The sequence below is a fragment of the Amycolatopsis sp. PSD-21 genome (assembly GCF_055561455.1).
Window position 1 is genome coordinate 2,161,226 of record NZ_CM145712.1, and the last position, 12,318, is coordinate 2,173,543.

Here is a 12,318-nt window from a genome sequence, read left to right on the forward strand (position 1 = left end):
GGCCATGCGCCGACGTGCCGCCGTCATGGCAGGCCCGGGGCCCGGATCCGTCCCCCTCGTCCGGTTCGCCGTCCCGGGCGAGTGTGTGGCCGTGCTGCCCGCCGGAAGTGGCGACGCCCCCGGCGGCGCTCCAGGTGCCGGCATGCTGCTCAGGCGCGGCAACCTCTTCGATCACCTCACCGTCGCGCGGAACGTCGTGCTGGCGGGACGGCTGGCCGGCCGCTCCCTCCGCACCGCGGACGACCTGCTCGAACTGGTCGGGCTGGCCGGCCGCGGCGACGACTATCCGGGCACGCTGTCGGCGCTGGAAAGCGCGCGTGCCGGAGTCGCGGTCGTGCTGGCCGGAGCCCCGGATACGGTCGTCGCCGACGAACCCGCCGGAGAACTCGACGGGCTCGCCGCGCTCGAACTCATGGATCTGCTGTGCGCCGTCGCGGCTCGCGGGACGGCCGTCGTCGTGGCGACCCGCGACCCCGAGATCGCGGCGGCCGCGCACCGGATCGTGAGAGTGGCGTGACGGCACCACTGGTCCGCACCGACGAGCTGGCGCACACCTACGGTTCCGGGCTGACCGCCGTGGTCGCCGTGCACGGCGTCACCTGCGAGATCCGCGCGGAGACCCGCGCGGTGGTGACCGGCAGGGCGGGCGCCGGGAAGACCACGCTGCTGCATCTGCTCGCCGGGATGAAGAAACCGACGGCGGGCACCGTCGACTGGCCCGCCTTCGAGCCGTCGCCACCGGGCCCCGACCTGATCGGGCTGATGCTGCAGGACGGCGGGTTGCTGCGGGATCTCGACGTCCGGCTCAACGTCGCCCTGCCGCTCGTGCTCGCCGGCCGGACCGGTACGGCGGTCCGCGACGCCGTCGACGGCGCGCTGGAGCTGGTGGGCCTGGCGGGGTTCGCCAAGAAGGCGCCCCGCGACCTGACCGGTGAGCAGATCCGGCTCGCCGTCCTCGCCAGGGCGCTCGCGCCCTCGCCGAAGCTGATCCTCGCCGACGACCCCGCGGGCTGGCTCGACCAGCGCGAGGGGGAGCGGCTCCTCGGCAGGCTCGTGCTGGCCGCGGACCAGCTGGGCGCCGGGCTGCTGGTGGCCACGGCCGAAGAGGCCCCGGGCGGGTTGTTCGGCGAGCGCTGGTCGATGGTCGACGGGAAGCTGGTGCGGGACCGGTGATCGCGGCGATGGCGTTGTGGGTCGGCGGGATCGCGCGCGTGCGCCCCGCCAGGCTCGGTGTCCCCGCGGCCGGGGTCGCGATCGTGACCACGCTGCTCGCGGTGCACGACTGGACCGGGAACCTCGCGCCGCGCTGGGTGCCCGCGATGGTGCTCGTGGTGCTGCTGACCACGCCCTCGGCGCGGGTGCTGCGGGCGGATCAGGACCTCCTGCGTGCCCGCGGCGCCACCGGTGGGCAGGTACTCGGCCTGGCCGCCGCCGAAGCCGTGACGGCGGGCCTGGCAGGTGGCGTCGCCGGGGCCGCCCTGTCGCTGGCCTGTGGCTTCTCGTCCGGCTCCGGGTTCGCGCTCGTCCGGGAAATCGTTCTCTTGCTGCTCGCCGGCACACTCGTGGCGGTACTGGCCATCCTGCCCCCGGCGCTGCGCGAGTGGTACTTCGTCCCGGCCGACGGCGGTCCGCCCTGGTGGTCGCCCTACGGCCTCGACTTCATCCTGCTCGCGCTCGCCATCGTCTGGCCGTTGTTCGGCTGGGCGGGCGGCACGATGCTGCTGTGGCGCTTGGTGGAGCTGGGGCTGCGCAAGGGAAAGCGGGTCATCGGTGGTCTGCTCCGGCCGCTCGTCTCCGGGCTGGCGGGTGTGCTCGCGCTGTCCATTTCGTGGCGGAGCGCGCTTCTGGCGCGGTCCGTGGTGCTGGTCGCGCTGGCGGTGGCGTTCGCCATTTCGACCGCTTTCACCAAAGACGGTTGCGGCGAGGCCAAGGTGGACCTGATCGCTTCGCTGATCCTCGCGGCCGCCGCGGCGGGGCCCTCGTTCGGCGCGGCGCTCAACGAACGCAGGCGGGACCTGCTGATCGTGAGCACGCTCGGCGGGAAACGCCGCCAGGTGGCCGCGTTCATCGCGGGCGACGCGCTGGTCGTCGGGGGCGGGGGCCTGATCGGCGGGCACCTGCTCGGGGTGTTGTTCGTCTTCGTCGCGGGCCTGGAGCGAGTGCCTTCGCCGCACGGGTACTTCGGGCTGCTGGCGGCCGTGGTGGTCGTGTCGTGCGTGGCGGCGTCGGCGTGGATCGCGCGGCTCGCCGCCCGGGACGAGGTCTCCGACCTGCGCGACTACTGATTCTCGAAGGGCTGTTCGAGACGGTAGCCGTGGCCGCGCAGCGTCGAAATCCTCGGCGCCTGCTCGGGCGTGGGTGCCGACTCGGTCAGCTTCCGGCGCAGCGCGGCGATGTGGACGTCGAGGGTCTTCGTCGAGCCGTACCAGTGCGCGTCCCACACCTCCGACATCAGCGTGTCCCGGCTGACCGCGACGCCCGGCTGCTCGGCCAGCCGGGCGAGCAGATCGAACTCCTTGGCCCGCAAGGAGATCTCCCGTCCGCCGACGCTGACCCGGCGGCCGGCCGTGTCCACCCGCAGATGGCCGATGGCGATCGCGGGCCTGCTCTCCGGCGGAGCCGTCCCGCGCCGCAGATGCGCCCGGACCCTGGCGAGCAGCTCGCCGAGCCGGATGGGTTTGGTGAGGTAGTCGTCGGCGCCGGCCTCCAGGCCCACGACGACGTCCATCTCCTCCTGCCGTGCGGTCAGGATGACCAGGACGGCGCCGGGAAGCTCCGCCCGCAGCCGACGGCAGACCTCGACGCCGTCCAGATCCGGCAGGCCGAGATCGAGCAGGACGAAGTCGATGTCGCCGTCCGCGGCGGCCGCTAGTGCGGTGCGGCCGTCGCGCTGCCACGAAACCTCGTAGCCGTGCAGGCGGAGGGTCGATTCGAGGACACCGCCGATCGCGTCGTCGTCTTCCACCACCAGCAGTTTCGGCATGCGGGGGAGCTTAACCGTTGAACACTGTTCTTTTCGGGTATGACGTTAGGAACACCACCTCTTCCGTAACGGGGCGCTAACGTTTCCTTCGATATGTCCATAAAGGACAGAGCGCGGCCGCCGCGAGGCACAGCCAGGCGAACACGTCACCGACACGGCTGTACACGGTCTGTGTTCTCGGCTGCACCGGCAGATCCGCGACGAGCGTCTGCTGATCGGTGCGGTAGAAGTCGGCGTGCCCGAGGACGCGGCCCTGGCTGTCCACAGCTGTGGACTTCCCGTGGGTGGAGTGCCGGAAGAGGGCGTAACCGTTTTCCACCGCGCGGAAGCCCGCCTTTTCCGCGTGCAGCGTGCCGAAGCCCGGCCAGTCGTTGGCGGGGACGAGCATGAGCGACGTCCCCTTGTCCGCGGCTTGGCGCATCAGGCCGGGGAAATCCGCGTCGTAACAGATCACCGCCGCGAGCCGTCCGTAGGGCGAATCCGCGGTGGGGACGTCGCCTGGGCCAGGGGTCATCGGTTCCATCGGCGTCGGATGCGTCTTGTCGTAGGTCCACAGCGCCTCACCGGACGGCGCGACGAGCACGACCACGTTACGGATGTAAGGAGCCTGCGACGTGTAGAGCGCGTACGCGAGCCCGACGTGGATACCGGCTTGCTTCGCCTGGTCGCCGACCCGCTTCAGCAGTGCCGCCTGATCGCGTTCCAGGACGCGGGCGTGGGTCTCCGGCCAGAGCACGATCTTCGCCCCCGCCGACGCCTGCTGCCCGGTCCTCGTCACGAGATCGTCGGTGACCGGCGCGAACGCCGCACCGACCGCGGCCGGGTCGGCGGCGGCGACTTCCTCGGCGCGCCAGTACTTGACCCCGGCGCGGTCCAAGGCTTCGGAACCGGCCCGGTCCGCCTCGGCCGACGGGCTGATCCCCGCGATCCGCACGGTCTCGGTCGTGGGGGCGTCGAGCAGCAACCGCAGGCCACCGGCCGCGAACACGACGCCGAGCAGGCAAACGTGGACGACGACGGTGCGCTTGACCGGCCGCCACCCTTCCGCCCAGACGGTGTTCGCCACCGAGGCGAACCACGCGAGGACGAAGGTGAGGCCGTACACGCCGGTCACGGACGCCGTCTGGAGCAACGGCAGGTTCGTGGCCTGGGTGCTGCCGAGCGCGCCGAAGTCCCCGAAGCCGGTGATCACCGTGAAGAGGTACTCGCCCGCGACGAGCGTCACCGGGAACACCAGCGTCCTCAGCGCCCCGGCGCGGCCGGCGAGCAGCCGATCGGTCAGGAACGCCGTCGTCTGCAACACCGCGAGCAGAGTGAAGGCGAGCAGCGCGGAGAGCACGAACAGCAGACCGGTGACCCCGAGCCAGAACAGCTGCCCGATCAGCAGGGACAGGCCCACCATCAGGATCGCGCGCCGCACCGGCACCAGGCGGGCGTAGTGGAGCAGGAAGACCGGGAACACCCAGGCCGCGAGCGGAACGTTCCAGTCGGTGTGGACGGCGAGCAGGAGCAACGCTGTGCCCAGCCACCAGAGCAGCCGTGGTTTCATACCGCGAACGCTAGGAAACCACGGCCGCCCGGACAGCGGACCTTGGACAGCGAGGGACCCTTACTTTCGTCAGGAAACGTGGTCCCGGTAGGCCTGGACGGTCTCCGCGAGCACCTCGCCACCGGGACGCCGCCAAAGGTCGGCGTCGAACACCTCGACCTCGATCGGCCCGGTGTACCCGGCGGCTTCGACGCACGCCTTGAGGTGCCGGTGGTCGATCGGGCCGTCCCCGGGCAGCGCGCGGCCGAGCAGGGTGTCGGTCAGCGGGACCTTCTGGTCGCAGACGTGGAATCCGGCGATCCGGCCCGCCGCCGCGGCGATCGACTCCTCGATCCGCGGGTCCCACCAGACGTGGAACTCGTCGACGATCACGCCGACCTGATCGGCCGGATGCTCACGTGCGATCGCCAGCGCCTGGTCCACAGTGGACAGGACCGAGCGTTCGGCGCACTGCATGGGGTGCAACGGTTCCAGGCCGAGGAGGACCCCGCGTTCACCGGCGTACGGCGCCAGCTCGCCGACCGCGTCCGCGACCCGCTGCCGCGACGAGGCCAGGTCGCCGTTCACCCCGCCGACGACCAGGACGAGGACGTCCGCGCCCAGCGCGGCGGCTTCGTCGATCGCCTCCCTGGTCTGCGCGACACCGTCCACAGGGGACCCTTCGGGAGTGACCCCGGTGAAGAAACCGCCACGGCACAACGACGACACGCCGACGTCGTACTCCTTGAGCAGCCGGGCGGTCTCCTCGACACCGGTCTCGGCGACCTTGTCCCGCCACAGGCCGATCCAGCGGACGCCCGCCTCGGCGCAGCCCGCGACGGCTTCCGGCAGCGACCACGCCTTGGTGGTGATCTGGTTCAGGCTCAGCCGGTCCATCAGGCCACCCCCGCCGCGGCCAGCAGCGGCCGCATCCGCGCGACGGCGAGATCCGGGTCGGTGAGCGCGCCGGCGGCGTCCGCCAGGCGCAGCAGCTCGGCCAGATGCGTGATGGAGCGGGCCGACTCGCGGCCGGCGACCATACGGAAGTGATCCTGGTGCCCGTTGAGATAGGCGAGGAAGACGACGCCGGTCTTGTAGTTCCTGGTGGGCGCGCGGAAAATGGCGCGGCTCAGCGCCACCGTCGGGTCCAGCAGGCCGTGGAAACCGGCCTTGTCGCCTTCGTCTAGCCGGGCGAGCGCGGCGCCGGCGACCTGCGCGACGGCGTCGAAGATGCCCAGAAGCGCTTCGCTGTGGCCCTGGTCGTCCCCGGCGATGAGCTCCGGGTAGTTGAAGTCGTCGCCGGTGTAGCACTTGACGCCCTCGGGGAGCGCGCGGCGGAACTCGGTCTCGATCGACGCGTCGAGCACGGAAACCTTCACTCCGGCGATCACGTCGGCGTGCTCGGCGCAGAGCCTGCCCAGTTCCTCGGCCGCCTTACGGACATCGCCGTGTCCCCAGTAGCCCGCCAGTGCGGGGTCGAACTGCTCGCCCAGCCAGTGCAGCAGGACCGGGCGGTCCGCGCCGGAGAGCAGTTTCCCGTACGCGGCGTGGTAATCCGCGGGTCCGGAAGCCGACGCCGCCAGCGCCCGGCTGGCCATCACGACCGGGACCGCCCCGGCCTCGCCGACCAGGTCCAGCTGCTCGCGCCAGGCGTCCACAATGGACCCCGCGGTGGCTTCGCCGTCGGGGAGCTGGTCGGTGCCGACACCGGCCACCCACGGCCGTCCGGCGGCGAGCGCCCCGGTGCGCCGGATGAGGTCCTTGGTGGTCGCCCAGTCCAGGCCCATCCCGCGCTGCGCGGTGTCCATCGCTTCGGCGACACCGAGACCGCAGGACCACAGGTGCTCGCGGAAGGCGAGCGTGGTGTCCCAATCCAGTACCGCGCCTTCTTCGGGATCGGCGGGGGCGAGCGGGTCGGCGACCACGTGCGCGGCCGCGTAGGCGATCCGGGAGGTCGGCGGCGACGCCGGTTTCGCGGGCGTTTCCGCCCCTCGGGGCGTCCACTCCGCCAGTCCGCCGTCGGCGGTGGGCAGGGCGATCAAGGTCATCGGGTCTCCGTGGCGCGGGGGTGAGAAAGCGCTTTCTCGGGCCACGGTAAGTCACCTCATGGGCCGTACACAAGGGTTTCAGCGAGCGGGAGCGGCGGTGCTGCGGCGCAGGACGACCTCGCCGGACATCCGCACCATCCGCGGCCGGGTGCCGGGGGAGGCCTTGAGTGCCAGGTCCATGGCCCGTTCGCCCAGCTTCTCCAGCGGCAGCGCGACCGTGGTCAGCGCGGGCGTGAGATCGCGCACTACCGGGATGTCGTCGAAACCGGCGATCGACATCTCGCCGGGCATGGAGACGCCGGCGTCGCGCAGCGCCGACATCGCGCCGATGGCCATCACGTCGGTCACCGCGAACACACACGTCGGCCACTGCTTCCGCGGCCGGGCGAGGACCTTCTCCATCGCCTCGTAACCACCGTCGCGGGTGAACGCCGCCTCGACGACGTCGTCCTCGGCCAGTTCGACGCCGTGCTCCAGCAGCTCCGCGGCGAAGCCGTCGAGGCGGTCCACGACGGTGGTCAGGCTCTTCGGCCCGGCGAGCACGGCGAACCGCCGGTGCCCGAGGCCGAGCAGGGCCTTCGCCAATTCGGCGCCGCCACCGCGGTTGTCGGGCTGGACGGTGTCCACCTTGAGCCCGCGATGCCTGCTGACCGCGGCGACGTGCCCGCCGCCGCGCCGGTACGGTTCGAGTTCGGCGGCCATCGCCTTTTCCCACGCCTTGTCCTCGAACGCGGAACCGATCAGCAGAATGGCCGACGCGCGCTGGGCGCGCAGCGTCGAAACGTAGGCGACCTCCTTGGCTGGATCGCGGAAAGTGCTCGCGAGCATCACCAGAAGATCGTTTTCGTTCGCCACCCGCATGACCCCGCCGGCGATCGCGGCGAAATACGGATCGCCGACGTCGTGGCAGATCACCCCGACGGTGGGCTGTGAGCCACCGGCCAATGCCTGAGCGTGAGCATTGGGGGTATAGGACAGCTCGGAGGCCGCGGCGATCACTCGTTCGCGGAGATCTCCCCGGACGGTGGCGGTGCCGTTGAGTACGCGGGACGCGGTCGCGAGCGACACGTCCGCGGTGCGCGCCACATCCTCCAGCGTCACGTGGGGGCGAGCCTTCATCGATCCTCCAAGCGGGCGTTTGGGGCATAGTGGCGGACATGCTCGGCCTTTACCCGGAAATCGAACCTTACGTCCAAGGGATGTTGCCTGTCGGTGACGGCAACGAGATCTATTGGGAGGAGTGCGGCGATCCCGGGGGCAAGCCGGTGATCTTCCTCCACGGTGGCCCCGGTGGCGGTTCGACGCCGAGACATCGCAGATTGTTCGACCCCGAGCGATACCGGATCGTCCTTTTCGATCAACGCGGTTGCGGGCGCAGCACGCCGAACTGCGCCACCCCGGAGGCCGATCTCTCGGTCAACACGACGTGGCATCTGGTCGCCGACATCGAGCGCTTGCGCGAGCATCTGGACATCGAACACTGGATGGTCTTCGGTGGCTCGTGGGGGAGTGTGCTCGGGCTGACCTACGCGGAAACCCACCCCGGACGGGTCACGGAACTCGTTCTCCGCGGCATCGCCACCTTGCGGGTGAAGGAACTCCAATGGCTCTACGGCGGGGGAGCGGCGTACCTCTTCCCGGAGGCGTGGTCGCGTTTCCTGGCCCCGGTGCCGTTTTCGCGCCGGCAGGAGAACCTGATCGAGGTCTATCACGAACTGCTGAGCCATCCGGATCCCTCGGTGCACGGCCCCGCCGCGATCGCGTGGAGCCGCTGGGAGGGAGAGACGGTCAAACTGCGGCCGCGGGAGGAAGTGATCGACGCGTTCAGCGATCCTTCGTTCGCCCTCGCGATCGCGCGGATCGAGAACCACTACTTCCGGCACGGCGGCTGGCTGGCCGAAGATCAGCTGCTGCGCGACGCCGGGAAGCTCCGGGACATCCCGTGCGTTCTGGTCCAGGGACGCTACGACGTGGTCACCCCGGCCATCACCGCGTGGGAGCTCAGCCAGGTGCTGCCTTCCGCCGAACTGGTGATGGTCGGCGACTCGGGTCACGCGTTCGACGAACCCGGCACCCTGCACGAGTTGATCAGCGCGACCGACCGGTTCGCGTCAGACTGGGAGGGCGCCGGTACACCCCAGGACGAGAGGAACGCAGACATGCTTTTCGGTGACGAGCACGTCCGTCGCTACGAAGAGACCGACGGCGAGGTGGGCCACGACTGGGAGAAGGGCGCGCCCTGCCTCGTCCTCACGACGAAGGGCCGCAAGACCGGTGAGGACCGCAAGTTCGCGCTGATCTACCAGTTCGACGACGAGGGCAACCCGGTGATCGTGGCGTCCAAGGGCGGCGCGCCGGAGGACCCGGGCTGGTACAAGAACCTGCAGGCCAACCCCGAGGCCAAGGCCCAGGTCAAGGCGGACAAGTTCACCGTACGGGCCCGGACCCTCGAAGGTGAGGAGCGCGCGAAGCTGTGGGAGAAGCTCGCCGCGGTCTGGCCGGACTACAACGAGTACGCGAAGAAGACCGACCGCGAGATCCCCGTGGTGGTGCTCGAGCGCGTGTGATCCGCGCCGCGTTCGCGCGCGGTTCCAGCCGAACCGGGGCTGGTTCGGCTACGAATTACGTCCATGGTGCTGAGACCCCGTGAACGCTGGACCGCGCTGAGCCCCGCTTCGGGTGACCTGCTGACGTTCCGCCAGATGATCGCCTTCGGCCGGCGCTTCGCCCGCGCCGGCCGGGGCGCCTGGTTCGCCTTCGCGATCAACGTCGTGTGGCCGTTCCTGGTGCTGTTCACCCGGTTCCGGGTGCGCGGCGGGGAGCACCTGCCGTCGTCGGGCGGCTTCCTGGTGGCGTCGAACCACCTCTCGTTCGCCGACCCGACGACGGTGACGGCGTACTGCCTCGCGCACGGACGCGTGCCGCGCTACCTGGCGAAGGCGAGCCTGTGGGACGCGCCCGTCATCGGCTCGGTGATGCGCTCCGGCAAGCACATCCCCGTCTACCGCGGCGCGGCCACGGCGTCGGACGCGTACCGCGACGCCGTCAGCGCCGTCCGTGAGGGTGAATGCGTCGTCATCTTCCCGGAGGCGACCTTCACGGATCACCCGGATGGGTGGCCCATGCGCGGCAAGACCGGCATCGCCCGGATCGCGCTGGAAACCGGTGTCCCGGTGATCCCGCTGGCGAACTGGGGCACGCACCACCTGCTGCCGTCCGACGCCGTGCTCCCGCGCGCCTTCCCACGCAAGACGGTGAACCTGGTCGCCGGGCCGCCGGTGGACCTCTCGGATCTCGTGACGCCCTCGCCGTCCCGTGAGGTACTGGAGGAGGCCACGAAGCGGATCATGACCGCGGTGACCGACCTGCTGATCGAGATCCGCGGCTCGCGGCCCGAGTAGGCAGTCTCACCCTTCGGACCGTCCCGGTGAGGGGTAGGTTTCGAGGTATGAGTGCACACTATGACGTCGTTGTCCTGGGGGCCGGAGTCGGCGGTTACGTGGCGGCGATCCGGGCGTCGCAGCTGGGGCTGAGCGCGGCGGTCGTGGAGGAGAAATACTGGGGCGGTGTCTGCCTCAACGTCGGCTGCATCCCGTCGAAGGCACTGCTGCGCAACGCCGAACTCGCGCACATCGTGACCAAAGAGGCGAAGTCGTTCGGGATCCAGGTCGAGGGGAAGGTCAGCTTCGACTACCAGGCCGCCTTCGACCGCAGCCGCAAGGTCGCGGACGGGCGCGTCAAGGGCGTGCACTTCCTGATGAAGAAGAACAAGATCACCGAATACGACGGGCACGGCACCTTCCTCGACGCCAACACCATCGAGGTCAACGGCGAACGGGTCACCTTCGACAACTGCGTGATCGCCACCGGCGCGACCGCGCGCCTGCTGCCGGGCACCACCCGCAGCGACCGCGTGGTCACCTACGAACAGCAGATCATGGAAAACGAGCTGCCGGAGAGCATCGTCATCGCCGGCGCGGGCGCGATCGGCGTCGAATTCGCCTACGTGCTGCACAACTACGGCGTGAAGGTGACCATCGTCGAGTACCTCGACCGGATGGTCCCGCTCGAAGACGCCGAGGTCTCCGCGGAGCTCGCGCGCCGCTACCGGAAGCTCGGCATCGAGGTGCTGACGTCGACGAAGGTCGAGTCCATCGACGACACCGGCTCCAGCGTGCGCGTGACCGTGTCGAAGAACGGCGAGTCCCGGGTACTGGAAGCGGACAAGGTGTTGCAGGCCATCGGTTTCCAGCCGCGGGTCGAGGGATACGGCCTGGACAAGACCGGTGTCGAGCTGACCGAACGCGGCGCCATCGCCGTCGACGCGCGGGGCCGCACCAACGTCCCGCACATCTTCGCGATCGGCGACGTCACCGCGAAACTGATGCTCGCGCACGCGTCCGAGTCCATGGGCGTCGTCGCCGCCGAAACCATCGCGGGCGCCGAGACCATGGAACTCGACTTCGTCATGATCCCGCGCGCGACCTACTGCCAGCCGCAGATCGCCAGCTTCGGCTGGACCGAAGAACAGGCCCGAGAGAAGGGCTTCGACGTCAAGGTGGCGAAGTTCCCCTTCACCGCCAACGGAAAGGCACACGGCCTCGGCGAGGCTGTCGGCTTCGTGAAGATCCTCAGCGACGCGACGCACGGCGAGCTGCTGGGCGCGCACCTGATCGGCCCCGAGGTGACCGAACTGCTGCCGGAGCTGACTCTGGCGCAGCAGTGGGACCTTACGGTGCACGAAATCTCGCGGAACGTGCACGCTCACCCGACTCTTGGGGAAGCGGTGAAGGAAGCTGTGCACGGCCTCGCGGGCCACATGATCAACATGTAAGCCCTCGTGAGTGGTAAGGACGGTTAGAACCGTCCTTACCACTCACGACCCGGCTCTGGCCGCACCGGCGGTCTCCCGTGATCCGGCGGACGACACGCGTGATCGGAGGGACGACACGCGTGACTGCATGGACGACACACGCGTGACGGGGGGTTCCGTAGCGAGTCGTCCGTCTGGTCACGCGAGTCGTCCGCCCAATCACGTGTGTCGTCCCTCCGATCACGTGAGTTCGCCATTCGCGCACGACAGCGGATATCCGGGGCACGGTGGCTCTGGCGGCCCGAGCCACTCGCGACAGGCAGGCCGAAGGCGACCGGGCGTTGCGAAAGCCACTTTCGCAACCTTCAACGTTGCGAAAGTGGCTTTCGCAACGCCCGGAGCCGCGCGGGCCAGGTCGGTCGGGTGGTCGTGAATGGCGATCAGGGTTAGAACCCGAATCGCCACTCACGACCCACCCGGCCCAACGCCCACCGCAGCCCACCCAGCCCAACGCAAGTAGTCGACTAAATGCGGGAGGGGGCTAAAGAGTGTGCGTGGCGATCAGTTGGCCGATCGCCCGGATGTCCGAGCCCCGGAACTCCAGCCGCACGTTTCCCAGTCCGCTGAACCAGAGGTCCAGCTCGGCGTCGAGGTCGAAGGTGCCCGCGGTTTCGATCGAGAAGGCCTGGATCCTGTTGTACGGCAGCGAGGTGAAGTCCTTCTTCTTGCCCGTCATGCCCTGGACGTTCACCGCGATCAGCCGCTTGTTCGTGAACACCACGAAGTCGCGCACCGCCTTGAACGACGAGATGATCTCCTCGCCGGGGATGATGATCGGCTGCACCGTGGGCGCGATGTCCTTCGGCTTGCACGGCGTGAGCTTGAAGACGGTGTCCTTGGAGAAGTCAATCATGTACTCCAACATACGGATGAACGCGATATCGGG

General features: G+C 69.7%; 12 protein-coding genes and 1 pseudogene. 7 read left to right on the forward strand and 6 right to left on the reverse strand.

Translation table 11 applies throughout. The features are described 5' to 3' along the window. The first annotated feature begins 4 nt into the window (after positions 1 to 4). The 3 genes from ACZ1DY_RS10565 to ACZ1DY_RS10575 are packed head-to-tail and all read left to right on the forward strand — an operon-like array spanning position 5 to position 2,285. A complete protein-coding gene (locus tag ACZ1DY_RS10565; protein WP_465484210.1) occupies positions 5 to 517 on the forward strand; it encodes a P-loop NTPase family protein in 513 nt (170 codons plus the stop codon). Further along, positions 514 to 1,173, forward strand: a complete 660-nt coding sequence (locus tag ACZ1DY_RS10570; RefSeq protein ID WP_465484211.1) for an ATP-binding cassette domain-containing protein — start codon at positions 514 to 516, stop codon at positions 1,171 to 1,173. The genes ACZ1DY_RS10565 and ACZ1DY_RS10570 overlap by 4 nt, the downstream gene beginning before the upstream one ends. Then, positions 1,170 to 2,285 (forward strand): ABC transporter permease, encoded by a 1,116-nt coding sequence (locus tag ACZ1DY_RS10575; RefSeq protein WP_465484212.1) that lies wholly within the window; start codon positions 1,170 to 1,172, stop codon positions 2,283 to 2,285. Before ACZ1DY_RS10570 ends, ACZ1DY_RS10575 begins: the two co-directional genes overlap by 4 nt. On the opposite strand, the gene ACZ1DY_RS10580 is transcribed toward ACZ1DY_RS10575, so the two are convergent. From ACZ1DY_RS10580 to ACZ1DY_RS10600, 5 genes are all read right to left on the reverse strand, one after another. Next, positions 2,279 to 2,983, reverse strand: a complete 705-nt coding sequence (locus ACZ1DY_RS10580) for a response regulator transcription factor (RefSeq protein WP_126735560.1) — start codon at positions 2,981 to 2,983, stop codon at positions 2,279 to 2,281. The genes ACZ1DY_RS10575 and ACZ1DY_RS10580 overlap by 7 nt on opposite strands. Before the next feature lie 76 nt (positions 2,984 to 3,059). After that, a complete protein-coding gene (locus tag ACZ1DY_RS10585; RefSeq protein ID WP_465484213.1) occupies positions 3,060 to 4,532 on the reverse strand; it encodes a nitrilase-related carbon-nitrogen hydrolase in 1,473 nt (490 codons plus the stop codon). Positions 4,533 to 4,601: 69 nt separating this feature from the next. Further along, positions 4,602 to 5,408 (reverse strand): sugar phosphate isomerase/epimerase family protein, encoded by an 807-nt coding sequence (locus tag ACZ1DY_RS10590; protein ID WP_465484214.1) that lies wholly within the window; start codon positions 5,406 to 5,408, stop codon positions 4,602 to 4,604. Then, positions 5,408 to 6,559 (reverse strand): dihydrodipicolinate synthase family protein, encoded by a 1,152-nt coding sequence (locus tag ACZ1DY_RS10595; protein WP_257488545.1) that lies wholly within the window; start codon positions 6,557 to 6,559, stop codon positions 5,408 to 5,410. The genes ACZ1DY_RS10590 and ACZ1DY_RS10595 overlap by 1 nt, the downstream gene beginning before the upstream one ends. A 78-nt stretch (positions 6,560 to 6,637) precedes the next feature. Beyond that, complete coding sequence (locus ACZ1DY_RS10600; protein ID WP_465484215.1) at positions 6,638 to 7,678, reverse strand: LacI family DNA-binding transcriptional regulator; 1,041 nt, start codon at positions 7,676 to 7,678, stop codon at positions 6,638 to 6,640. Between the two features lie 38 nt (positions 7,679 to 7,716). Between ACZ1DY_RS10600 and pip the strand changes: the two are divergent. From pip to lpdA, 4 genes and pseudogenes are all read left to right on the forward strand, one after another. Further along, positions 7,717 to 8,655, forward strand: a pseudogene (gene pip / locus ACZ1DY_RS10605) (prolyl aminopeptidase); the annotation flags it as partial. A 63-nt stretch (positions 8,656 to 8,718) separates the two neighbouring features. Then, complete coding sequence (locus ACZ1DY_RS10610; protein ID WP_443092897.1) at positions 8,719 to 9,126, forward strand: nitroreductase family deazaflavin-dependent oxidoreductase; 408 nt, start codon at positions 8,719 to 8,721, stop codon at positions 9,124 to 9,126. A 63-nt stretch (positions 9,127 to 9,189) separates the two neighbouring features. Then, entirely contained in the window at positions 9,190 to 9,960 is a 771-nt protein-coding gene (locus ACZ1DY_RS10615) for a lysophospholipid acyltransferase family protein (protein WP_257488542.1), read from the forward strand. A gap of 47 nt (positions 9,961 to 10,007) precedes the next feature. After that, positions 10,008 to 11,393 (forward strand): dihydrolipoyl dehydrogenase, encoded by a 1,386-nt coding sequence (gene lpdA / locus ACZ1DY_RS10620; RefSeq protein ID WP_465484216.1) that lies wholly within the window; start codon positions 10,008 to 10,010, stop codon positions 11,391 to 11,393. 520 nt (positions 11,394 to 11,913) lie between these two features. Here lpdA and ACZ1DY_RS10625 read toward each other — a convergent pair. Next, positions 11,914 to 12,285, reverse strand: a complete 372-nt coding sequence (locus ACZ1DY_RS10625) for a PH domain-containing protein (protein WP_026467493.1) — start codon at positions 12,283 to 12,285, stop codon at positions 11,914 to 11,916. Positions 12,286 to 12,318: the final 33 nt, after the last annotated feature.

Bases quoted from the DNA above. Each gene is read 5' to 3' on its own strand.
- ACZ1DY_RS10585 (WP_465484213.1), bottom strand. From the start codon at position 4,532: ATGAAACCACGGCTGCTCTGGTGGCTGGGCACAGCGTTGCTCCTGCTC.
- ACZ1DY_RS10595 (WP_257488545.1), bottom strand. From the start codon at position 6,559: ATGACCTTGATCGCCCTGCCCACCGCCGACGGCGGACTGGCGGAGTGG.
- lpdA (WP_465484216.1), top strand. From the start codon at position 10,008: ATGAGTGCACACTATGACGTCGTTGTCCTGGGGGCCGGAGTCGGCGGT.
- ACZ1DY_RS10600 (WP_465484215.1), bottom strand. From the start codon at position 7,678: ATGAAGGCTCGCCCCCACGTGACGCTGGAGGATGTGGCGCGCACCGCG.
- ACZ1DY_RS10590 (WP_465484214.1), bottom strand. From the start codon at position 5,408: ATGGACCGGCTGAGCCTGAACCAGATCACCACCAAGGCGTGGTCGCTG.
- ACZ1DY_RS10580 (WP_126735560.1), bottom strand. From the start codon at position 2,983: ATGCCGAAACTGCTGGTGGTGGAAGACGACGACGCGATCGGCGGTGTC.
- ACZ1DY_RS10610 (WP_443092897.1), top strand. From the start codon at position 8,719: ATGCTTTTCGGTGACGAGCACGTCCGTCGCTACGAAGAGACCGACGGC.
- ACZ1DY_RS10615 (WP_257488542.1), top strand. From the start codon at position 9,190: ATGGTGCTGAGACCCCGTGAACGCTGGACCGCGCTGAGCCCCGCTTCG.
- ACZ1DY_RS10565 (WP_465484210.1), top strand. From the start codon at position 5: ATGCGCCGACGTGCCGCCGTCATGGCAGGCCCGGGGCCCGGATCCGTC.
- ACZ1DY_RS10625 (WP_026467493.1), bottom strand. From the start codon at position 12,285: ATGATTGACTTCTCCAAGGACACCGTCTTCAAGCTCACGCCGTGCAAG.